Source organism: Methylomonas sp., from assembly GCF_023228165.1.
Classification (GTDB): Bacteria; Pseudomonadota; Gammaproteobacteria; order Methylococcales; family Methylomonadaceae; genus Methylomonas.
The window spans coordinates 46,249-68,721 of the sequence record NZ_JALOBS010000006.1; the positions used below are offsets into that span (position 1 = coordinate 46,249).

Annotated in this window: 24 protein-coding genes; 10 read left to right on the forward strand and 14 right to left on the reverse strand. The window is 50.4% G+C overall.

The window, feature by feature from the left end; genetic code table 11:
* The first annotated feature begins 290 nt into the window (after nucleotides 1-290).
* Together M0R33_RS05885 and M0R33_RS05890 are read left to right on the forward strand one after the other, a co-directional pair.
* Nucleotides 291-1,862 (forward strand): AAA family ATPase, encoded by a 1,572-nt coding sequence (locus tag M0R33_RS05885; RefSeq protein ID WP_366043182.1) that lies wholly within the window; start codon nucleotides 291-293, stop codon nucleotides 1,860-1,862.
* Nucleotide 1,863: 1 nt separating this feature from the next.
* Complete coding sequence (locus M0R33_RS05890) at nucleotides 1,864-2,658, forward strand: general secretion pathway protein GspB (RefSeq protein WP_292566437.1); 795 nt, start codon at nucleotides 1,864-1,866, stop codon at nucleotides 2,656-2,658.
* A gap of 170 nt (nucleotides 2,659-2,828) precedes the next feature.
* On the opposite strand, the gene M0R33_RS05895 is transcribed toward M0R33_RS05890, so the two are convergent.
* Nucleotides 2,829-3,932, reverse strand: coding sequence for a GNAT family N-acetyltransferase/peptidase C39 family protein (locus M0R33_RS05895; protein WP_292566440.1), 1,104 nt, complete (start codon nucleotides 3,930-3,932; stop codon nucleotides 2,829-2,831).
* The gene (locus tag M0R33_RS05900; protein ID WP_292566444.1) at nucleotides 3,929-5,026 is read right to left on the reverse strand and encodes a DUF2817 domain-containing protein; all 1,098 of its coding nucleotides are present in this window, start codon (nucleotides 5,024-5,026) and stop codon (nucleotides 3,929-3,931) included. The genes M0R33_RS05895 and M0R33_RS05900 overlap by 4 nt, the downstream gene beginning before the upstream one ends.
* Before the next feature lie 113 nt (nucleotides 5,027-5,139).
* Here M0R33_RS05900 and M0R33_RS05905 point away from each other — a divergent pair, with 113 nt between their 5' ends.
* A complete protein-coding gene (locus M0R33_RS05905) occupies nucleotides 5,140-6,615 on the forward strand; it encodes a RimK family protein (protein WP_292566447.1) in 1,476 nt (491 codons plus the stop codon).
* 12 nt (nucleotides 6,616-6,627) lie between these two features.
* On the opposite strand, the gene M0R33_RS05910 is transcribed toward M0R33_RS05905, so the two are convergent.
* On the reverse strand, nucleotides 6,628-7,542 hold the full coding sequence (locus M0R33_RS05910) for a DMT family transporter (protein WP_292566449.1): 915 nt from the start codon (nucleotides 7,540-7,542) through the stop codon (nucleotides 6,628-6,630).
* A 292-nt stretch (nucleotides 7,543-7,834) separates the two neighbouring features.
* On the opposite strand from M0R33_RS05910, the gene M0R33_RS05915 reads away from it, so the two are divergent.
* The 7 genes from M0R33_RS05915 (at nucleotide 7,835) to M0R33_RS05945 (ending at nucleotide 13,809) form a co-directional block, all read left to right on the forward strand.
* On the forward strand, nucleotides 7,835-8,872 hold the full coding sequence (locus M0R33_RS05915; RefSeq protein ID WP_292566452.1) for an agmatine deiminase family protein: 1,038 nt from the start codon (nucleotides 7,835-7,837) through the stop codon (nucleotides 8,870-8,872).
* A 67-nt stretch (nucleotides 8,873-8,939) separates the two neighbouring features.
* A complete protein-coding gene (locus M0R33_RS05920; protein WP_292566455.1) occupies nucleotides 8,940-9,824 on the forward strand; it encodes a carbon-nitrogen hydrolase in 885 nt (294 codons plus the stop codon).
* A gap of 76 nt (nucleotides 9,825-9,900) precedes the next feature.
* Nucleotides 9,901-11,460 (forward strand): cation:proton antiporter family protein, encoded by a 1,560-nt coding sequence (locus M0R33_RS05925; protein WP_292566458.1) that lies wholly within the window; start codon nucleotides 9,901-9,903, stop codon nucleotides 11,458-11,460.
* Between the two features lie 78 nt (nucleotides 11,461-11,538).
* Entirely contained in the window at nucleotides 11,539-12,270 is a 732-nt protein-coding gene (locus tag M0R33_RS05930; RefSeq protein WP_292566461.1) for a DUF1538 domain-containing protein, read from the forward strand.
* Nucleotides 12,267-13,046 carry a DUF1538 domain-containing protein gene (locus M0R33_RS05935; protein WP_292566464.1) on the forward strand — a complete coding sequence of 260 codons (780 nt, stop codon included), beginning with the start codon at nucleotides 12,267-12,269 and terminating at the stop codon, nucleotides 13,044-13,046. Before M0R33_RS05930 ends, M0R33_RS05935 begins: the two co-directional genes overlap by 4 nt.
* An 8-nt stretch (nucleotides 13,047-13,054) precedes the next feature.
* A complete protein-coding gene (locus M0R33_RS05940; protein ID WP_292566467.1) occupies nucleotides 13,055-13,405 on the forward strand; it encodes a P-II family nitrogen regulator in 351 nt (116 codons plus the stop codon).
* Complete coding sequence (locus M0R33_RS05945) at nucleotides 13,402-13,809, forward strand: CBS domain-containing protein (protein ID WP_292566469.1); 408 nt, start codon at nucleotides 13,402-13,404, stop codon at nucleotides 13,807-13,809. Before M0R33_RS05940 ends, M0R33_RS05945 begins: the two co-directional genes overlap by 4 nt.
* A 279-nt stretch (nucleotides 13,810-14,088) precedes the next feature.
* Here M0R33_RS05945 and M0R33_RS05950 read toward each other — a convergent pair whose 3' ends face one another.
* The 11 genes from M0R33_RS05950 to M0R33_RS06000 form a co-directional block, all read right to left on the reverse strand.
* Nucleotides 14,089-14,760: a DNA adenine methylase gene (locus M0R33_RS05950; RefSeq protein WP_292566472.1), complete on the reverse strand. Its 672-nt coding sequence runs from the start codon at nucleotides 14,758-14,760 to the stop codon at nucleotides 14,089-14,091.
* 85 nt (nucleotides 14,761-14,845) lie between these two features.
* The gene (locus M0R33_RS05955) at nucleotides 14,846-15,118 is read right to left on the reverse strand and encodes a type II toxin-antitoxin system RelE/ParE family toxin (protein ID WP_292566474.1); all 273 of its coding nucleotides are present in this window, start codon (nucleotides 15,116-15,118) and stop codon (nucleotides 14,846-14,848) included.
* Nucleotides 15,102-15,329, reverse strand: a complete 228-nt coding sequence (locus tag M0R33_RS05960; protein ID WP_292566477.1) for a DUF6290 family protein — start codon at nucleotides 15,327-15,329, stop codon at nucleotides 15,102-15,104. Before M0R33_RS05960 ends, M0R33_RS05955 begins: the two co-directional genes overlap by 17 nt.
* Nucleotides 15,330-15,672: 343 nt before the next feature.
* On the reverse strand, nucleotides 15,673-15,867 hold the full coding sequence (locus tag M0R33_RS05965) for a YbdD/YjiX family protein (RefSeq protein ID WP_292566480.1): 195 nt from the start codon (nucleotides 15,865-15,867) through the stop codon (nucleotides 15,673-15,675).
* A 1-nt stretch (nucleotide 15,868) separates the two neighbouring features.
* On the reverse strand, nucleotides 15,869-16,225 hold the full coding sequence (locus M0R33_RS05970; protein ID WP_292566483.1) for a PilZ domain-containing protein: 357 nt from the start codon (nucleotides 16,223-16,225) through the stop codon (nucleotides 15,869-15,871).
* Nucleotides 16,226-16,271: 46 nt separating this feature from the next.
* The gene (locus M0R33_RS05975) at nucleotides 16,272-17,297 is read right to left on the reverse strand and encodes a hypothetical protein (RefSeq protein WP_292566486.1); all 1,026 of its coding nucleotides are present in this window, start codon (nucleotides 17,295-17,297) and stop codon (nucleotides 16,272-16,274) included.
* Between the two features lie 56 nt (nucleotides 17,298-17,353).
* Entirely contained in the window at nucleotides 17,354-20,152 is a 2,799-nt protein-coding gene (locus tag M0R33_RS05980) for a class I adenylate cyclase (protein ID WP_292566489.1), read from the reverse strand.
* A 42-nt stretch (nucleotides 20,153-20,194) separates the two neighbouring features.
* Entirely contained in the window at nucleotides 20,195-20,806 is a 612-nt protein-coding gene (cobC, locus tag M0R33_RS05985) for an alpha-ribazole phosphatase family protein (RefSeq protein ID WP_292566491.1), read from the reverse strand.
* A 13-nt stretch (nucleotides 20,807-20,819) separates the two neighbouring features.
* Nucleotides 20,820-21,566, reverse strand: coding sequence for a phosphate/phosphite/phosphonate ABC transporter substrate-binding protein (locus tag M0R33_RS05990; protein ID WP_292566493.1), 747 nt, complete (start codon nucleotides 21,564-21,566; stop codon nucleotides 20,820-20,822).
* Between the two features lie 12 nt (nucleotides 21,567-21,578).
* Complete coding sequence (locus M0R33_RS05995; RefSeq protein WP_292566496.1) at nucleotides 21,579-22,055, reverse strand: PAS domain-containing protein; 477 nt, start codon at nucleotides 22,053-22,055, stop codon at nucleotides 21,579-21,581.
* Nucleotides 22,056-22,081: 26 nt separating this feature from the next.
* The gene (locus tag M0R33_RS06000; protein ID WP_292566499.1) at nucleotides 22,082-22,444 is read right to left on the reverse strand and encodes a roadblock/LC7 domain-containing protein; all 363 of its coding nucleotides are present in this window, start codon (nucleotides 22,442-22,444) and stop codon (nucleotides 22,082-22,084) included.
* Nucleotides 22,445-22,473 lie beyond the last annotated feature (29 nt).

A 22,473-nucleotide genomic window follows, 5' to 3' on the forward strand; every position in this document is an offset into this window, starting at 1 on the left:
TGGCAAGGTGGGTTAGCAAACTCCGCTCGTTTAGCTAAAACCAAACGCATTAGGGACGATACAGCCGTTAAAACAAAAGCTTACTTTGCCATCAATTGTTGACTCCAAAATGATAGTCTAGTTTCAAATCGATTTGTGCCTTTATACTGTCTACATTCCAAATGTATTTCTCATTTATTTGAATGAACATTTTAAAATCAGTTTCCTAACACGCCAAAGCCTTGTATCAGCAATACTTCCAATTCAGCGAGTCACCCTTCTCTATAGCACCAGACCCGCATTTCATGTTTATGAGCGAACGCCATCAGGAAGGTTTGGCGCATCTGCTTTACGGCATCAATATAGGCGGCGGCTTCGTGGCGTTGACGGGCGAAGTCGGTACCGGCAAAACTACCTTGTGCCATTGCCTGTTACAACAATTGCCCATTAATATCGATATCGCCTTGATATTAAACCCGAAGTTGAATGCCCTCGAATTACTGGCCACGCTCTGCGACGAGTTGGGCATCCCTCACTACGGCATCCCGCAAACCTCAAAGAACCTGATCGATGCCATCAACCAGTACCTGCTGTCAGCGTATTCCAACGGCAGGCGGACGGTGTTATTAATCGATGAAGCTCAAAACCTAAGCCTGGAAGTTCTGGAGCAAATTCGACTGCTGACCAATCTGGAAACCAGCAAGGCCAAGCTGTTGCAAATTATCCTGGTCGGCCAGCCCGAGCTTCAGCAATTGCTGTGCCGTCAAGACTTGCGCCAACTCAATCAGCGCATTACCGCCCGTTACCATTTGTTACCGCTGTCTTTCGAAGAAACGCGGGCTTATATTCAACATCGTTTGACGGTTTGCCATGGAAACCCACGCCTGTTCAAAGAGCGGGCCATCCGCAAGATATACCGATTTTCTTCCGGTATCCCCAGAGTGATCAATATCCTCTGCGACCGGGCCTTACTGGGCGCCTATGCCAATAACGTCCGTAGCATTTCCGCCGAGATCATCGACGGCGCGGCGCGAGAAACACTGGGACTAGGCAACACACGTCGTTGGTTAATTACCGTGGCGGCAACGATTTTATTCGGTGGCATCGCCGTAGGGGGTTATTTTGTTAGCCGGAATCCCTCCTCAATCGATCAAGCCGGTCAAATCTTCTCGAGTCCATCCCTGCAGCCACATGCCATCGCAGACATTCGGCAAACGCCATCCAAGCCGGAGCCCCCGCAAAAAGCCGAATCAACCAAAACCGAAGCCAAGTCTTTTACCGTCTGGCTGCAGGATCCCACCCGATCGATAAATACAGCCATGCTTGCCGCGCTGAAGGTCTGGCAAAAACCCCTGCCACCCGATGGCGTGATCGATTGCGATTACATAGCAGGCTTGGATCTGCATTGCCTTTCCGATAACGCGAGTTGGAAAGATTTGCTGGCCCTTGACCGACCCGCCATTTTGCAGTTCTCCTTACCCCCAGAACAGAAACGCCATGCCCTGTTGATCGGTGTCGATAAGGGGCACGCCATTTTCCGTTTCGACGACGATTTAAGATTCCCAATAGCCGAGGTGCTGAATTTATGGGACGGCCATTTCCTGCTATTTTGGCGCTCGCCGCGCCAGGATATGACGCTCATTGCCCCGCAGAAATTATCCAGCAACGTAGCCTGGCTGCGCGAACAGCTAAACGCGCAGGATGAAACACCCGCGAGCAGCAATCCTTCACTATTTTTTGATGAAACGCTTAAGGCGCGGGTGATCGGATTTCAGCACCGGCATCATTTACTGGAAGATGGCATAGTAGGTGCGCAAACGCTGATTCATCTGGATAACCAAACAGGAGCCACCACCTCACCCCATTTGGAAATGACGGAATAGTATGTCTTATATCTTAAATGCATTGCGAAAATCGGAGCGGGAACGGCAAGCCATCGAGCCGGATACGGTCACCAGCAGAATCGTCGTTCAGCAGCCACCGCATCATAAAAGTTCGACCAAACTGATTGCCGCGTTAATCGTCATAAATCTGAGCGTTTTGATTTATGTGCTCGGATTTACCCAAAAAAATCCGCCGGTCCCGGAACAGACAATAGCTACAGAGGTTAAACCGGCGCTATCGCCTGCCAAAATAGTCTCGCCATCGCCCGCGCCGAAAACGCCGCCAATTGCCCAAATCAGCAAAACTGATAGCCAGGCACCGGTAATGGCATTGCCGGCCAAAATACCAACCGTAAAGAATCAGCCGGTTAAACCCGTTAAACCGGTAATTGCGCCGCCACTACCACCTGCGTCACCCAAACCTACTGTTATCAAATCCGAGACTCCACCAAGTAAGTCGATTGAGCCCCTTAAAGAGGCCATTACGCCGTTAAAACCGGCAGCACAACCCATTGCATTAGCCGGGGACGCTACCGAAAAAACCGTGCTGCTTCGGGTGAAGAACGACCTGCCATTCTTGGAGGATTTGCCCAGCGAAGTCAGCCGCTCACTGCCGAATCTGCCTATTAACGTATTCAGTTATTCGTCGATAGCCGCCGAACGGTTTGTGATGATCGATATGGTCAAATATGTTCCCGGCCAACGCATCAAGGATCAGTTGGAGCTCAGGGAAATACGCGAGGACAGTATCGTGGTCAATTTCGACAACCGCACTTTCAAAATCAGGCGGCCATAAAGCTTATCTTTTAATTTGCCCGTACCATGTTGATAATGGCCGTCGGCATAAGCTCGAATTTGCCAACGTGCAGACCTCAAATAACGTTTCGCTTATCGGGCAGAGGAATTCTGCCTCGAGCTGGTCCTCCCCGCAAAAAACAAATATCCACGGAAAATTACGGCTAACCGCTAACGTCCGCCCCGAATAATCACTGCCGTCCGTAGCCTGTTTTTCCCAAAGCAGGACATACGCTCGAAGTCTTCCCTGGCAATGGGAATGAACTGACAGTCCAGCTCGCTTTGCCTGCCCTCTTCCGGATCGGGATCGTGCATGTACAGACAGTCGTTGTCGAAACCACTCATCACCACCCAATGCGGGGCTTTTTTACCGTCCATCGTAAAGGTACTGATTAATATCAATGGGATGGCGCCGGCCTCGAATGCGGTTATCAGGTCGTCTTGGGTGATATTGCTGTAATTGATGACAATGGCTTGCTGCTCCGCTTCGCGCTTGAAACAGTTGTCCACCAATTCAATCACCTGTTTTTTATCATCGTTACGCACACTGTCGATAAACAAGGGGCCGACTTGATTAATCCAAACCTCGACGGAAAACCCTCTCCGTTTCGCGGCTAAAGCCAGCCCGATCGGATGGCAGCCGCCGTGACCCGAGGTCATGAAAATGGTGGTGGCTTCCCGCCATAAGTTGATTTCCTCTTCCCGCGACGGCAGGTAATTTTTGTCCAGGGCATGCATGGCCATCATCAACGATGCCGGGCCGCAGGTGAACGGCGTGGTCTGCCGCAACCAATGTACCTGCCGATGCTGAGGCGTATCGCGATAGCGGCGGATACGCTTCTGGTAACGCAAGGCGTCTTTATGGTCTTCGTAGTAATCGCGGTAAAAACCGAATTTCTGAAAGCCCAGCGCTTGGTACAACCCGATTGCAGCGGCATTGTCCACACTCACTTCCAGCCGCAAATACAAGCGGCCGTCGTCGCGCGCGGCCTGCTCGCCGGCCAGCATCAAGGCCTTGGCTATCCCCTGCCCCCGCAGTTGCGGCGACACTGCTAAGGAATACACCCGTGCCAGGCGGGTGCCGGGGTAATAAATAATCAGAATATAGCCGGACACAGCCTGGTCATTTTCCGCCACCAGCAAAGCCCGATGCGGCGTAGTCAGCCAGTGTCGAAAACTGCGCCGACTTAAGCGGTCGGTATCGAAGCTGGTATTTTCCAGCACCACCAACGCTTCCAAGTCCTTCATTTGCGCGGCGCGTATCGCAATACTCAAGACGATACTCCCCGCAACGCCTGCACGATGACCTGCCGACCGCGAAACAACACCATCTCCCGCCAGGCCGGATCGGCCGGATTAAAATGCCGGCGCATCAATTTGCTATGCACGATGCGTTCCGACTCGTTGCCGGATTGCGACCACAATTGATGATCCCGTAACAGCACATCGAATAACTGCTCGGTGCTGTATGTACCGAATTCCAGCGTGATATAACAACCGCTGTCGCCCATTACGGCGTGCCACAGATAATCCAGCAAGCCCAACTTGGGTACCGAACTGGAAGTACCGGCCAACGGCAAAGTCACCGAATCGCCATACCATTGCCGAGCTACCGCCGCACCGGCACTATCCGGCGCATGGTCACAGATAATTTCCCCATAGCCATAGGAACCCAACCCAGTATGTAAATCGACTACCGCCACGCGGCGTTGAGCCAGGTCATACGCTTGAATCAAAGCCTCGCAAACCAAGCGACCGTGCGCAGGCTTATTACCGCCGTAAAACGGTCCCGCCGGATCCAGATACTGGCCGCCGCTGACGGCTTTTTCCAAAACGACCCGGCCGTGGGTTTCGCCGAATGCCAACAACGCCCGACGTCTTTCTTCATCGTCGGTGGTAAACAACGCGGAACGCAGCAATAGGTATTCCGGCGTTTCCGGTAAAGGTTGAGAAAAATCCACCACATTCCGGTTCAAATCCACCCCGTCGTTATCGCAACGCCGCGACCAAGCATAACCCCAGGGGGTCAACGCATGAACCAACAGCAAGGCAGTCTGTTCGGGAATAACCAAATCGAACTCCGTCAGCAGACGTAACAGATCGATTTGCACGGCGCTACCGGCAAAACCCTCCACACCGTGAGTGCCGGCGATGACAACCACTACATTGCTAGCCTCTTTGTCGCCTATCCAGACGGTATCGGTCTGCAAGCTTTCGCCGTCCGGTCCGGCACCGGCACAGGGATAAAACCCAACTTGCGGCGGATAAGGCAGCGTGTTCAATTGCTGCAGCCATCTCTGGCGCGCGCGTGCATAATCCGCCGGGAAAACGTCGGTATCGATACCGGTAAATACAAAACGGACAGTCATACTGATTTAGATGAAATTTTCTGGTTTGCCATAATTTTTCAATGTTACTCCTTGTTTAAAAGTCTGTCTGGTTTCAGAATCAGCGTTCTTTTTCGCATCGAGCTTTCCCTGCCATGGCAAACACATTACTAGTGGTTGACGACCTGTCCGACTGGAACCCTTATTACCCCAGCGATCAGGTGATCAGCTTTGAACATTATCTTGCCACAGAACATGTGCACCCCGATCAGCGGGTGCGCGTGATTAATCTTTGCAGCAGTTACGCCTACCTGTCCGACGGTTATTATTGTTCGTTGCTGGCGGAAGCCCGCAATCACCACGTAATTCCCTCGGTCAAGGTCATCAACGATTTAGGCAAAAACGCCCTGTATCGCCTGCAATTGGAAGATTTTACCCAGCCGTTGGCACGGGCCTTTAAAAAACACGCCAAAGAAGGCGAACTCAAGCTGTACAGTTATTTCGGCAATACTGCGGAAGCGGATTTTCAGGATTTAACCCGGCGGCTGTTCGAACGGTTTCCCTGCCCGGTGCTGGAAATTACCCTGCATTTTAATCAGCAATGGGAAATTACCGATCTGAATGCCGTCTCGCCGCGCAGTCTGGACGACGCCATGCAAACCCTGTTTGCCGATGCTCTGGACAACTTCAGCAAAAAAGTCTGGCGCAAGGGCCGCACCCGCAAGGCGGCGCGTTACGATCTGGCGGTGCTGATCAATCCGTTGGAAAAACTGCCGCCCAGCAACCGCGGTGCACTGAAAAAGTTTATCGCCGTCGGCCGGCAAATGGGCATCGACGTGGAATTGATTACCCAAAAACATTATGGCCGGATTCCCGAATTCGACGGCCTGTTTATCCGCGAAACCACGGCTATCGATCACCACACCTATCGCTTTGCCAAAAAAGCCGAAGCCGAAGGTTTGATGGTGATCGACGACCCGACCTCGATCTTACGCTGCGCCAATAAAGTTTACCTGGCCGATCTGTTCCGCACCCATAAAGTGCCGACACCCAAAACCTGGATACTGCACAAAGGTAATCTGGATCATCTGGATAAACTGGAAGCAACGGCCGGTTATCCGGTGGTGATCAAAATTCCGGACGGCTCGTTTTCGCGCGGCATCGTCAAAGTCAATAACCGCCGGGAACTGGACATTAAAGTCGCGGAATTATTCGAACAATCGGCACTGTTGCTAGCCCAGGAGTTTCTGTACACCGACTTCGATTGGCGTATCGGCGTCTTCAACAACAAAGCCTTGTACGCCTGCCGCTATTTTATGGTGAAAAACCATTGGCAAATTTACCGCCATGGCGCCAGCAGAACAGACAGCGGCAGTTTCGCCACCATGCCCACCTTCGAAGTTCCCAAAGCCGTACTGGATGCGGCCTTGAAAGCCACCCAACCTATCGGTAACGGTCTGTACGGTGTTGATGTGAAGGAAATTAACGGCAAGGGCTATGTGATCGAGGTCAACGACAACCCCAGCATTGACAGCGGCGTGGAAGATCAATATCTGGGCGACGAGCTTTACCGGGTCATCATGGGCGAATTTCTGCGCCGGATGGATAACCGCAGCAAGGGGCTGGACTGATCCGCCAGCCGTTCATTTTCGCGACAGACTCAGCACGCCTGCCATCACCAACGCCGCGCCGCCGATTTGTTGCGGCGTCATCGGCTCATCCAGTATCGCAGCGGCCATAAACAGGGTCGCCACCGGCCCTATCGAACCGATCAGCGCGGCGCGGCCGGAGCCGATCAAGCGGATGCCGGCCGACAGCATGAACACCGGCAATACCGTGGAAACGATGGCCATCACCGCGCTGAGTTGGTAAACCCGCGCGGAAAGCAGCAACAGATTCCGCGGCGGATGCGTCAACACGAATTGTAAAACCGTGGCCGCGCAGGCCACCAGCATGGCCAGTGCCGTAAAGCGCGCCACCCCGATGCGTGCCACCGCTTCGCCGGTACCGATCAGGTAGGCCGAGTAAGTCAGGGTGCTGGCGAACACAAAACCGGCGCCTTTCAGCACCTGCGGCGAATCGAACTGCATCTCGTGCATAAACACCACGCCAATGCCGGCGTAACTAAGCAGCAATGCGACCGCTTCTTTAGTACCGACCGATTTACCAAGCAACACAGCCGACAACACCACCACCATGGTCGGATACAAAAACAAGATCAACCGCTCCAGGCCTGCGGAAATATATTGCAGCCCGACAAAATCGAACAGACTGGACATGTAATAGCCTAACAAACCCAATACCAAAATCGACAAATAGTCCTTGCCGCTCAACGGCGATGCGGCACCGCGACCGATATGCCGTAACGCAACCAGCAGAAAAAACGGGGTGGAAAACAGCATGCGCAGGGCCAACAGCGTTACCGCATCGACGGGTTCGAAATACACTAGTTTGACCAAAATGGCCTTGCCGGAAAAGCCGATAGCCGCCAAGGCCGCCAAGCAAAAGCCAAGCAGAATGCTGCGATCGGTTAAAGGGGATGGTGTCGTTGTCGCCATGGAGCCTCCAGGGTAAGTTGCGGGCCGCTGGCGAAAAGCTAAGCAAACGCGGTAGAGCCCGCGGTTGCTGTTAAGTCGATTAGAAAGACGCAAGCACCACGGCAATAGAGAAACCCCATAGCCAAGCTTGCTTATTGGAAAAAAAGACATCAATGTTCATGGCTGGAGACTATAAAAGCCGATCTCTCCGCTGTCAATCGGATATATTTTTAGCCGGTAAAACATTCCCCAGGCAGCATTGATACAATAGCGCATCCGTTCCGAAATCATTATTTAATCCAGGGAGTATTTCATGATCCGTTTTCCAGCCGAATGGGAACCGCAATCCGCCGTTGTCATTGCCTGGCCGCATGCCAGCGGCGACTTTGCCAACCTGTCCGCCGTCGAGGACTCCTATCATTTCATCGCCACCACCATCAGCCGCTTCCAGCCGCTGATCATCCTTTGCAAGAACGGCGAACATGAAGTGCATATTCAAAGTCTGTTGAAAAGCACCGGCAACATCCATTTCGTGCAGGCCGATTACAACGATATCTGGGTACGGGACACTCTGTTTTTGAGCCTGGAATGGCAACACCCGAAAGCCAAACTGCAATTGGTCAATTTCCGCTTTAACGGCTGGGGCAACAAGTATCCTCACGACGCCGACAATGCCTTGAATCTGACGTTGTTTGCCCACCCGCTATTTAAAGGCCACCCATCTGCTTCAGTAGATTTGGTTTTGGAAGGCGGCAGCGTGGAATCAGACGGCCAAGGCACGGTGATGAGCACCAAAAACTGCCTGTTCAACCCCAATCGTAACCCTGATCTATCCGAGCGAGCCATTGCCAGCCAAGTACAAAAATATCTCGGCGCACAACGTATGTTATGGCTGGAACAGGATAATCTGGCCGGCGACGACACCGATGCCCACATCGACACTCTGGCCCGCTTTTGCGCCCCCAATACCATTGCCTACAGCAGCTGCGACGATACCGGGGATACGCACTATCAAGGCCTGAAAAACATGGAAACGCAGTTAAAAGCCTTTAAAACGGCAACCGGCGACGCCTATAAACTGATCGCCCTGCCGCTGCCTAAACCGATCAGCGACGAAAACGGCCAACGCCTACCGGCCAATTATGCCAATTTCCTGATTATCAATGGCGCGGTTTTGGTACCTATTTACGATGATGGCAACGATAAGGTGGCATTGGAACGTTTGACTGCTTGCTTTCCGGACCATGAAATCATCGCCGTTCCCTGCCGGCCATTGGTGCATCAGTACGGCAGTTTACATTGCGCCAGCATGCAAATCCCGGCGTTTGTCAGCTTAAACTTTGAACCGTAACTTGTTCACCCATTAGGGTACGCGCTGCGTACCCTAGCCTTTTTCATAATGCATTCTTTTACCCCCTATGAAAAAATCCATCATCGCCTGCGCCGTACAACAACCCTGCAATCGCGGCCGAGAAACCAATCTGGCTTATTCCATTAGCCAGATCGAAGCGGCCGCCAAGCAAAATGCCGAACTGGTGGTACTGCCCGAACTGCATCTGGACCATTATTTTTGCCAAAGTGAAGATACCGATTGCTTCGATATGGCTCAAGCCATCCCCGGCCCGACTTGCGAAACGCTGAGCCAAGTGGCCGCCGACAACGGTGTGGTTATCGTATCGACGCTATTCGAAAAACGTGCCCCCGGCCTGTACCACAACACGGCCGTCGTGTTTGATAAAGACGGCAGCCTGGCCGGCACTTTCCGCAAAATGCACATCCCCGACGATCCGGGCTTTTACGAAAAGTTTTACTTTACCCCCGGCGATTTAGGTTTTACACCGATTGAAACCTCGATTGGTAAACTAGGCGTATTAATTTGCTGGGATCAGTGGTATCCGGAAGCCGCCCGCTTGATGGCCTTGGCCGGTGCCGACGTATTGATTTACCCCACCGCGATCGGCTGGAACCCGGATGATGATTCGGCGGAAAAACAACGTCAGCTGGATGCCTGGATTACCGTGCAGCGCGGGCATGCCGTGGCTAACGGCTTGCCGTTAATCGCCTGTAACCGAATCGGATACGAGGCGGCGCCGGACCAAACCAACGGCATTCAATTCTGGGGCAACAGCTTCATCGTCGGCCCGCAGGGCGAATATCTCAGTCATGCCGACGACCATCAAGATACCCTGTTAACCGCTGCACTCGATCCCAAACGCAGCGAAGATGTGCGGCGCATCTGGCCGTTTTTACGTGATCGGCGTATCGACAGCTACTCAGAACTGGTAAAACGTTATATCGACTAACAGGGGAATCAACCATTTTCAAAACGGATATGCAGCTAAGCATTTGTATCAATCATGAAATCTCATCCACCCGGCCATGCTTGAGTTAATCTGGATAGGCAGCGCCTATTTTATGGGATTGGTGGCTTCGCGGTTAATGCTGCCGCCACTGGTTGGCTATCTTCTGGCCGGCTATGCTTTGCATGCCGCTGGTTTCAGCCCGCTTGCCGCGCTGCCCCATATTGCTGACATCGGTATCGAATTGCTGTTGTTTACGGTTGGTCTGAAAATCAAGCCCCGCTCGCTGATTCGTAGCGAGGTTCTCAGCGTAGGCGGCTGGCATTTGCTGATCGTGGCCGGGTTTTCGACGCTGACATTTTTCTGGCTGGACCAGCATATTACCGGCGGTTTGATACTTGGTATCAGTCTGGCCTTCTCCAGTACCGTGCTGGCCATCAAGGTGCTGGAAGACAATGGCGAACTATCTTCGTTTCATGGCCGCGATGTAATGAGTATCCTGATTTTGCAGGATTTGATTGCCATCGCCTTGTTGGCTTTTACCGATGGACATCAACCCACGCCTTGGGCACTTGAATTGCTGCTCATTCCTTTTTTGCGTCCAATCGCCTATCTGTTACTGGAATCCAGCCGCAACGAAGAGTTGCGCCTACTGCTTGGCGTAACTATGGCGTTGGCGGGCGGCGTGTTTGCCGAACATCTGGAAATTTCCGCCGATATCGGGGCGTTGTTAACCGGCATCATGCTGGGCGGGCACAGTAAAACCGATGATATCGCACATAAACTCTGGAGTTTGAAAGAACTGTTTCTGGTGGCGTTTTTCTTGCAAATCGGCCTTAACAATTTACCCACCCAGCAACAAGCATTGACCGCTTTGGCTTTATTAGCCTGGCTACCTCTGCAAGGCGGGCTGTTTTTCCTGCTCTTTATCTTGGCGGGTTTACGCGCTCGTACCGCCTTCGTATCGTCGCTAGCGCTGACGACCTATAGCGAATTCGCCCTGATCACCACTGATGCGGCGGTCAATTCAGGGTTGTTGGCGCAAGAGTGGCAAGCCATTATCAGCCTGACGGTCGCCGGCTCTCTGGCCATTGCAGCACCATTAAATCGTTATTCGCATATCCTGTTCGCCTGGCTGGAGCCGGTATTGAGTCGCTTTGAACGCAAACAGCGCCAACCCCATCTGGATCGTATTCCAGAATCGCTAGGCGTGGCCGAATGGCTGGTGATAGGCATGGGCCGCACCGGCACTTCCGCGTACAGAGCCTTGCAAGGCCAGGAAAAACGCGTGGTTGGCTTCGATGCCGACCCTACCGTCGTAGAAATCCATTTAGCCCAAAATCGCCGCGTGGTCTACGGCGACTCCGAGGATACCGAATTATGGAACGGCTTGCCCTTGGACAGGGTAAAAGGTGTGATTCTGACCTTACCGCAATTCAGTTTGAGATGTTCGGCCATCACACAGCTGAGAAATCTCGGCTACCAAGGTAAGATCGGGGCGATTTACTATTACGATGACGAGCAAAAAGAAATAATCCGCTTGGGCGCCAATTTTGTAATTCACCCACTAGCCGAAGCTGGAATCCAAATGGCAAACCAGATGCTGGCCGCGCAGGCCGGTAGCTTGGCGGATGAGTAGGTTTACCGGTATACAAAGCAAGTAACGAACCATGGTTATGTTAAGCTACTACACTGACATTGAACCGGATAAACCACCATGTTCAGTAACAATCGATTGTTCAGATTAATCATCAGCAGCTGCCTGGATCTGACACCGATTTTACTGGTGGTACTGGCTTTTCAATTGCTGGTGATTCGCCAGCCTATCCCCAATGTAGCCGAATTAATTATCGGCTCGTTGTTTGTGGTATTGGGGTTAACCTTTTTTATGCTGGGTCTGGAACAAAGTCTGTTTCCGATCGGCGAATCCATGGCCAACGCCTTTGCCCGCAAGGGCAGCTTGTTTTGGCTACTGATGTTTGCGTTCTGCCTGGGCTTCGGCACCACCATCGCCGAACCCGCCTTGATCGCTATCACCCAGGAAGCGGCCAATATTGCCAGCCGAGCCCAATTGATTGAGGCCGACGACAGCGCGGTGCAAAATTATGCTTTAGGCTTACGACTCACTGTAGCGACATCGGTGGGCTTTGCCATCGTGGTGGGTGTGTTCCGCATCATCATGGGCTGGCCGCTGCATTATTTCATCATCGGCGGTTACATCACGGTGATTGCCATGACCCCGTTTGCCCCCCAGGAAATCATCGGCATAGCCTACGATTCCGGTGGCGTCACCACCTCCACCATCACCGTACCGCTGGTGACGGCATTGGGCATCGGTTTGGCCAACTCCATCAAAGGTCGCAACCCGGTGATAGACGGCTTTGGCTTGATTGCCTTTGCGTCCCTGACACCGATGATTTTTGTGATGGCTTTCGGCATGCTGGCATGATCGAGTGGTTACAACAGTTTCTGGATGCCTTATTGGCAACCGGTCGCGATGTGCTGCCGATTGCAGCCATCATCATTGGTTTTCAGTTACTGGTCATACGCAAACCGCTGGTGCATCCCACTAAGACCCTGCTGGGTTTTATCAACGTTTTGATTGGTATCACTTTTTTCCTGGACGGCCTGAAAATGGCGTTATTTCCGTTGGGCGAACTGATGGCATCCCAATTGACCGCTCCGGAGTTTCTGAATATTCCCGATACCGCCATTACCGCGGACTGGCGCAATTATGGCTGGGTTTATCTGTTCGGCGCTTGCATCGGCTTCGCCACCACCCTGGCAGAACCGTCTTTACTGGCGGTGGCTATCAAAGCTGAGGAAATTTCCGGAAAGGCCATCAGCGCCTGGGGTTTACGCATTGCCGTGTCCTTCGGTGTGGCTTTCGGCATAAGTTTGGGCACCTTCCGTATCGTCTCCGGCACCGAGCTGTATTATTACATCGTAGTTGGCTATATCATCGTGGTGATTCAAACCTTGTTCGCACCCAAAATGATTATCGGCCTAGCTTACGATTCCGGCGGCGTCACTACCTCAACCGTCACAGTACCGCTGGTGACTGCGCTAGGCCTGGGTTTGGCATCCACGGTACCAGGCCGTAACCCGTTGCTGGACGGCTTTGGCCTGGTGGCTTTTGCCAGTTTGTTTCCGATTATTACCGTTCTAGGCTATGCTCAGCTCGCCGAATGGCGGAGCAAAAGACGTCAATCAAATCATTCTTGAGGATTATCATGCGCTTTAAACTCATCATAGCTTTTGTGGATGACACCAAAACCGACTTGGTCATGGATACCGCTCGGAAAAACGGCGCCAAAGGGGCGACCGTCATCACCCAGGCCCGTGGCGAAGGCATTAAACAGGCCAAAACCTTTCTTGGCCTGACGCTGGAAGTGCAGCGTGATGTCTTGCTGTTTTTAGTCGAAGAACATTTAAGCCGCCATATTCTGGAAAAAATTGCCAAAGCCGGCGAGTTTGATTCCAAGCCCGGCTCGGGCATTGCATTTAAAATCGATGTGGAAGACGCGATTGGCGTCATGCATCAAGTAGAAGAACTCACTCAAGAATTGGAAGACGAAATATGATCGACACCAATAAAATAATCCGCGTCAGAGACATCATGCGTACCGACTTTGCCGGCATTGACGGTTCGGCAACCGTTAAAGACGCCTTGATTATGATGAAAAAGCATAAAACCTCGGTGCTGATCGTCAACAAGCGCCATGAGTTCGACGAATACGGCTTGGTCACTTCCGGCGACATCGCTCGGCATGTGCTGGCCGAAGATCGGGCCCCCGACAGGGTTAATGTGTATGAAATCATGGACTGCCCGGTTATACAGGTGAGCCCGGAGATGGATATTCGACTTTGCTCGAAATTGTTTGCCAATTACGATCTGGTGCGTGCGCCCGTGATTGAAAACGGCACGGTAATCGGCATGGTCAGCCCCAACGCCTTGGTGCTGGACGGCATGTATAAGAACCTCTAACAGAGTGACGGACGGCTCGCCGGCGGGAATTCGCATATGCCGACCAAAAACAACCACTAATTCCGAATTGGTTGCGCCAATAGAGCATGCGGTCTGTTGAAAGAAGATAATTGACGCAATCGACCCCTAGCAGCCAATGAAAATTAAATTGAAAAGACAAGAGGGCAAATAAGCTGCCATTCAAAATGTAGGGGCGTTTTACCCTAAAGGGTATAAAAGCTTGCGTAATCGCACATTTTGAAGTCAACATTCCTCCGATTACGCTATCGCTAATCGGAGCTACGCGGGCTGAAAATCAATAATATTAGCTTTTGTTGAGTCTTGAAAAGTTCTTTCCCAAGTTGAAAAATTGCCAAAAGAACGTTTTACATCTTTATTCGTTCGCAAATTTAAATTGGCTCGATGAAATAAGTTAAATGGTCGCTTTTTTAAACATGCCTGAAATAAGCAATAAAAATAAACGCTACGCTGATGTGGATTTTCTACGGCATGAATTGCTTTCGCTGCACCGTCCAACCATTGATTTTCTTCATCCGTGTAATACATGTTGGCGAATGTCTTTGTTATAAAACCATTTTCTGGTTTTATACTTTCTATAAATTGATAAGCATCGTTAATATCGGAAAAAGGGAATTTGTCGGCCAATAAAGCCTGAGCTGAAATGGTGTTGCTGAGCAGAGCGTCGTGGTAATAAATCTGTTTGCCCATTGCCTTAAACAACAGTGAAACGCTAGCCGTTCCGCCAAAACCATCCAATACCGTATTGAACGGCAAGTCCTTAACTGCGTGATATATCCAGCTCAACAAACGGCGTTTGCTACCGTAATATCTTGTTTTCGGAAACTTCGAGATAGCCAATTCAATTTCGGCATCGTTGAACGCCCTGGGTTTCTGGATGCTCCAGTTTATTGCGGCGCTAATTGATTCGGAAGGTAGATAATCGAAAGTCATATCAAAATGCTAACAAGAGAACTGCGTAAACTGAACATTATTGGAAATGGATCCGAAGTAAGGTGGTTGGGTTAGATTTTTAGGATTAATGCTTGTCTCGATAAACGTCTTTTCGATGGCCCAATTCAACGACTAAAACAATTAATTCGTCGTCTTGGATTTGGCAAATCAAGCGGTAGTCGCCAACCCGATAGCGCCAGTATACGGACAATTTGCCTTGCAAGGCTTTGCCGGAAATGCGCGGATTGTCTTGCTCGGCCAACTGAGTGAGAAAGGTCTTGATTCTGTCGCGGACCGGTTTGTCCAGCTTGTTGATGGCTTTGGCGGCGCCAGTCTTAAGCTTAACGCTCCAAGGCATTGAGTTGTTGCTCCCATTCCTCCAAGCTGATCGTATCGTCATTACCGCTCGTCAATTCTGCTAACGCAGCATCTGCGGCGGCGACATCCGCCAAATCTTCAAGGTAATCACTGAGTAAATTTTTGATCAGTTGCGCGGGGCTGACGTGTTCCCGCTCGGACAATTGGCGGAGCAGGTTCGCCGTGTCGTCATCGATATTTAGTGTCATCATGCTGCTGCCTGTATTGTGATTTTAGACGCTTAGTCTCGTTGTATAACGCCGAACAAACAAGGTGAGCCGGAATGTTCGTTCTAAGCAATGTAAAGCTGTGGACGACCGAGAATATATTTATCCTCTGGGAGAATGCCCCCCCTTGCCCTTCGACAACCTCTGGAAGAACAGTACTTTTCATGGCCCAACTGCTCTTGGTTTATTGATGATTCTAGCATGGGTTCCGGTTTTCAATATCTGCTTTGCGGTTTATAGCAGGCAACGGCTATCGGCGCTACAGCAATGTGGCAGCTTGTTTCAAGCCAGTCGGCGCCGCTAACGGATTTAATCTGAATAGGCAAAATCAGCAACAACGCTTGACGCCATTCCATTTGCGTTGGGTTTCCGCGGCAAAAAATGCTTTGCGAGTCAGTGGCCGCCCTTCCGAAGTATGTTGCCGCCGCCAGTGAGTCAAATAGCGTTGATAGGCGGCCTCGCCGTTCCAGCTTTGCCAGAGCTTGAAAATAAAAGACGCTGCCGATTTAAGGTTCTGTTTCATACTATTCTGGCTCCACCGCGTATTTCACGCATTCAAACATTAAGTTGTCCAACTGCTCTTCGGAATGTTGATCGGCGTACTGCACGCCGCATTCATGCTTTTCTTGAATGTGCTTGATCATGCCGTGGATGGAAACCGATACGCCGGACTCGGGTAAAATGATGGAGATCCTGAGCTCAGCCTGATCGATTTCCGGATTCAGAGGCTCGGCCAGTTTAATTTTGATACCTTTATAACTCATATCCACCACCACCCCATTGATAACAATTTCCGCGTCGGGTGGCGGCGGTTCGATAATGATATGCGCTGTAAGTCCTTCGGGATTAAATCGTTTATGAATACGTTGATCGGCTTCCACTTTCTGGCTCCATGTTGGGCATGGCTGAGAGTATAGGCACAATCCCTTAAGCGGTAAAATTTATCTGTTGCGGAGTATCGGCCTGGTTATTTTGCGGCAAATTCATGTTGCCATCGGCCGTTTCGAGCAAAGTGGGCTTATTTTCTGTAGTTTTCGATTGCAGCGGCGCATTCAGGTGCCCTAAGTACAGCGCACCAAGATTTTTTTCACCCAGGGCCAGTAGTTGTTGAGAACCGTCGGCATGACGCTGCCAAATCCTTAATTGTTGATAAACGAATTTCGCCATGCCGAGCAATTGACTGTCTTTGCTATCATTACCTGACGGCTGCTCAACGTTGTCCGATTCGGATGCGTGATTGCCGGTATCCGCCTGTTTTGAAACCGGTATTTGCCTAGCGTTGGTGGATTTTAAACTGTTAACCTGACCCTGGCTCCCATGGGTATCTAAGGCAAACTCAAAATGCGTGGCAGTCAACTCTGCGGAGTTACCTTCAAAATCGACCGATAAGGGGGCGCCACTGGCCGTGTCCCCCGTCTGCAAGTCCAGATTAGTTTCCGTATATAAAACGTGACTCATCGATAAGGACACTGAAAAGTGAATACTTTTTCCGTCTTTGGTGTTTATGCTGCCTTGCGCGTTAAAGGTGATGGTCTGGGTTTCGAACGATGACATAGATTGTTGATAGACCAGCCCGGTATCGCTATTGGCCGACGTGTCGGGTGCTTGCGTAGGCGCCTGTACAGTAACCTGGTCCGCCTGATCCCGTAGTGCCTGCGGAGTAAATAATCGCAAATCCTGGCCGGTGATGGACTTGACCATGCTTTGAATGATCTGGATGTTCAACGTATGTGTGGCATCCGGCTTTTTTTCCAGATCCACCGGGCTTTTTTGGGTGGCGGCTAATTTGCCGGCATCGCTCAATTTCAACTGATCTTGCCGGTCATGCTCCCGATGGCGATGAGCGCCAATTTCGGAGCGATTCTTGAAAAAATTGTGCCTACCGTTACCCTCTATACGCGAAAGCAGGTAATGGCTAGCTTGAGATTTGGTAGCGGCAGTGTCGATAAGCATGAGCTTGTCCTCATTTTTGTGAGCTTCCGTGATGTTATCGACAGTTTTCCGAAACTTTAAATATTTAATTTTTCCTCGATTTTTTGTTTATAGTTTAAATAATGCAGACTTTGAACCTGATCGAACGGCTGAATTCCCAGCATTTCATCCGGTGCATCAATTTCGGTGATATGAAAGGGATAGTCTTCGTGGTTTTTCCTGAAGCCCAAAACATAACTTTTTAATCTCAGGTAAGAGTCGACATCCGTGATCTCAAACTTCCGCTCGTTACAATAAACGGCCTGCCCTCTGGTGCGATCAACCACAATTCTGACCCGCAAATCCAATTCCGTACTACCTTGCTTTACCTGGGTATGATGACAGGATACTACTCCCGTGGAGTTTTTTTGGATTTCGTAACATTCGATACCTATGCTCTCCGGCAACTTGGCCTGTAATTGCAGGGTTTTGATAAATACCCAATAGTGAACCAGAATATGCTGAGGATTAGCATGACTATGTTGGCGCACGAACAAAGAGCCTTTTTCATCGATGATGTACACCGCCACGTGTTTGCTGGTGGGGTGATAGAAAATCTGTACCTTATCGGCCTGATTATGTTGATATACGAATGGAATGTAGGTTTGTTCCAGCACAAACTCGTCAAAAATCACCGGCGAAAATCCGGAATGCGGACTGGATAATTCATGCATCAACTGAGTGTGATTTTCCAGTAAATAAAATCCCAACACATTATTTTGCAATTTAAAACAGCAAAATCCGGTTTCGGCCGGCAGAATATATCGACTGGAGGCTTGCAGGGAGTGGCCGGCAAAACTGCCCAACAAGCGGTTGAAAATCGTTTCTATCCTAATCGCAATACTGCGTCCCCGCCCGCGGGTATAGCAGATCACCCGTAGGTTTTCGGCCGTCAAGGGCTTAGCCGTTTCATTAAAAACCTCGGTCAAACAAGAGAAAATGCCTTCCAATCCGGCGTACTGCTGTAAGGTGACCTCGCCCCAGTTGGAGACCGACAACTTATGGATACCTTGCACAAAACAGTATCGGTTCTCGCCATAACTCAGAGGATCGGAGCGCTCGCTCATCATAAACTGCTGTTGATTGTCATCAATAGCCAACATCTCGCCCAGGTTTATCACTAATAAAGACGATAACCAGCGGTTTGGCTGTTTATACACCTCCAGACCGGTTTCCTTGTTGGGTAAATGAGTCGACAGAAAAACGGACAACTCGGCTAAAAACCGACTCAAATCGACTTCGGGAATCTGTTGGGTTTTAGAATGCACATGCAGATTAATATCGCGCCTATACAAGCCATTCGCTACTGCCCAGCACAACATTTCCAACAATGTTTCGCATTGTTTGATGGCCGGTTCGGGGCGAACTGGCTGAGACGGCAGCCTACCGTCGAACAAGCACCAGACCGATTCGATGTCTGTTAAGGGCACTTCGGCAATTGTCCAAATCTCCGGTTTGTTATACACCATGGTTCGGGTGGTCAATATCTCGATCTTGCCCGGCCGAAGATCCAGAAACGCTCTAAGCTTACGACTCAGCAGTTTTAAATCGTCATTTTGATCGGGATGGTCAATAGGATTGCCGGTAATTTTTAGAATGATCCGCAAGCACTGCTGTAACTGATCACGAATCACGGTATGTTCGGTATTGGCTTTTTTAATGTCCCAAGTCTTACTGTTGCCAAAATTTTCCAACAAATCCTCCGGCCAATGCCATCGCCGGGCTATCATTTCCATAAACCCATCATGCAGTTGACGGACTTTATTATCCAAGCCTCCCGAAAACGCTCCCATGATTTTGATATGGAAACATTCCCGGGCCAGATTGAGCCGCTGCCTGGAGCCGGCCTGCCGTAAATAGCCGTCAACTTTATTATAGATTTGCAGATAAGGATCCAGAGTGTCGACACTGAAATCGCCGCTGTAAATCGCCTGTTTCATCGACACGCACAGCCATTGCGGATCAGGAAATTCGGTCGCATAACTCTCCATTAGAAACAGTTTGAGTAAAGCCTTATGCGGGGAGCTCAGCGACTTATAAATATGCCAAAGCGTTGCGCTGACAAATTCAGATAACGGCATATCTTGTAAACCGCCGAAATCCAACACATCCGTATCGGAGATAAACCGATTTTCCAACAAATGGGCGACATAGCTTGCATACGTTTTTTCCTGCTGCGGCGGCACCAACCACCATACAGGCACGCGTCCGGCTATATAAATAGAGGTGCGATAAAATTCCTCCAGCAACAAATAATGCTGGGCCTCGCCACTGCTTTCAGTGGAAATCGGAGTGTTTTCGCCCTTTTTAAACTGCTCGCTGTTCAGCAAAAAAAAATGCACTTCCAACTTCAAGGACTCCGCCCATTTTTCAATCAGTCGAGCCTTTTGAGTTAACTCTTCCAGTTCGGTAGCGGACAGACTGGGTTGATGGCACAACCAGATGTCGATATCGCTATCTTTAGAAAAAGCCATGCTGCCGACGCTACCCATTAAAAAGATACTCTGTATCGGATATTTTCTGAGCGCCTTGCGCTTGTAAGTAAAACCTTTGGAAAATTGTTTGGCTGTATCTACCGTTTGTTTGCCGGGCAAATAATCGGGAATCCCGGCCGGAGTCTCCAAAGACACGAAGCCTGGCAAAAGGGGATGATTTTGGTGAAATAGCAACGGCAACAGATGCAAAAACTCATACTGGCGCGGCTGCAAAAAATCCCGCATCCGTTGTAAGCGACTTTGATTAAAATGCTTAAAACGCTGCATTACGGCGTGCAGATCTTTTTTGCTAATCTCTTCGCCGGGCGCGCCTAAATGAATGATGGGGAAGCGGGAAGTCAAACTTTGTCCTGCGAAAAAATACGGTGCAGCCAGTATAGGTAATCAAATTGGCTTATGGAAGCTCAGCTGAACAAATCTGCCGCTTTCGTCATTAAAACAATTAAACCGGGTCAAACAGGCATGCGGCACGTCAATTTGAAAACTGTGTTGCGGAGGAATGCCCAATAATTGCGAGTAAAGTACTCTAATGACCCCGGCATGTGTCACCACCAACACTCTTGTTCCGGCATGTTTAATTAACAGCTCATCCCAGGCACGCCGAACGCGAGCGGAAAAGTGCAGATAACTCTCGGCATTCGGCGGTGTAAAATCCAGTGGCTGTTTGTAAAACGACTGTAACGCCAGCGGATCTTTTTCAGTGATCTGTTCCGCGCTGAGCCCTTCCCAATCACCGAAATACAGTTCTTCCCAAGCCGGCACCATGGCGACATTGGTTCGATGCTCTTGCGCCCAAGCCGACGCAAAAGAGGCGCATCGACTCAACGGCGAGCTGACCACAAATTGCCACTGTTGCCCCCGGCATTGTTGGAACATTTGGCGCCAGCCCAGCTCAGTTAAAGGATCATCTGTTCTGCCGCGAAAACGTGCCTCGCCCCTCACCTCCCCATGCCTAAGCAAATCGATGCTAGTCTGCTGTAATTTTACTGTCGACATGGGCTGATTTCGGTCAGGTATTCAAGGTATCCATCAGATCGATCATAAACTCCATTTCTTCGTTATCGACTTTTTGCCAGACAGTGAAGCCCAAACTCTGCAGTACGCCCCGGCCTTTATCATCATTGGACATTTCCACCAACAAATTTTGAATATCCTCTCGCCTTTCTTGTAATCGCGGCCCTATCATCAAGGCATGGTGTATGACGCTGATCTGGCTTCTGACCAATACTTTGAGCTGATTTTTTACCATGGCCGACAAATCGTCATAAGCCCCGGCCAGAAAGATGCCGACATCGGCCTCGACTTTCAATAAATGCTTGGCTACCAGCACGTAATTATCCGCAAGCACCGGCACGATGTTGTTATTATTCAGATCGCCCGGCTCCAACATGATCATACCCATCAAACGAACATCGGGGTCCTCGGTGTACGCTACCCGAGTGCCGGGCTTTAAATCCGCCACATCGTTTATCGCACTATCGGCATTCACCACAATTAAAGCTTCATCCGCCGCGCCTTCGGCTTTTACCAGGGGCAAAAAACCTTTCTCTCTTACCAGCATCGCCGCATCGAATGGATTGGCATAGATTAAATCGACTGTATCGGCTTGAATAGCGTCGCGTTGTCCCTGAAAATCGTTGTACATTTCCAGATGGATGGCGATTCCGGTTTGTTTTTGCAGCCAGGTGTTGAATATGTACCATCCGGACAAATGGTCCGGGGTAAAATCCGGACTGACAGTAAATTGAAATGACATGTGCATCCCCTGTTAAAAAAGCGTCGGATAAAGTTTGCAGCACTCTTCAATCTTGCTACGGGATGGTTTGCGCCTGACCGATGTGTAACCCACCACTTTTCCTGCTCTGACGTTAGGAATCACGGTGGCCTTCACCCAATAATACCCACCGTCTTTGCGCAAGTTCTTTACAAACCCTTGCCATTTTTCACCCCGCTGGACGGTATCCCACAAATCCTTGAATGCCGCCGGCGGCATATCCGGGTGTCTGAGGATGGAATGCGGCGCGCCGATTAGCTCCTCTTCCCTATATCCGGACATTTCCACGAATGAGCGATTGACGTGAGTTATGATACCTTCCGGATTAGTGGTCGACACAATCAGCTTGCCATCCGGATAAGGCGTTTCAATCTGGGTATATAAAATTTTTCGTTTAACGGAACCGTACAATTGCAAGCTGACTTCCTGATAGTCGCCTACGATATCTTTTGCATTCATGTCGGCAATCATGTTCTTCTCCCCCCTCGCGATCAGGCTTACAGCATTTCGGCAATGCTTTCCGCCGCCCGTTTGACATCCAGAAAGATCAAGCCCAGTTTGGCGTTGGGTTTAGCCAACACGGTCAACACAGCCTCTTCGCCAGCATAGGTCATTAATACATAGCCATGCCGTCCTTTGATCAGCACTTGCTCAAGTTGCCCCCGGTTCAACTCTTGCGCGGTTCTATCCCCTAAAGACAACATGGCTGCGCTCATTGCCCCAACCCGGTCTTCATCCATCCCGGCCGGCAACACCGAAGCCATCATCAAGCCATCAGTGGAAATCACGCCGGAGGCCTCAATATCCGCAGAGGTTCCATTGAGTTCGTTTAATACTGAAGTCAGCATGTCAGCTTTCATTATCTGTATCCTCTTAACTTAAAATATTC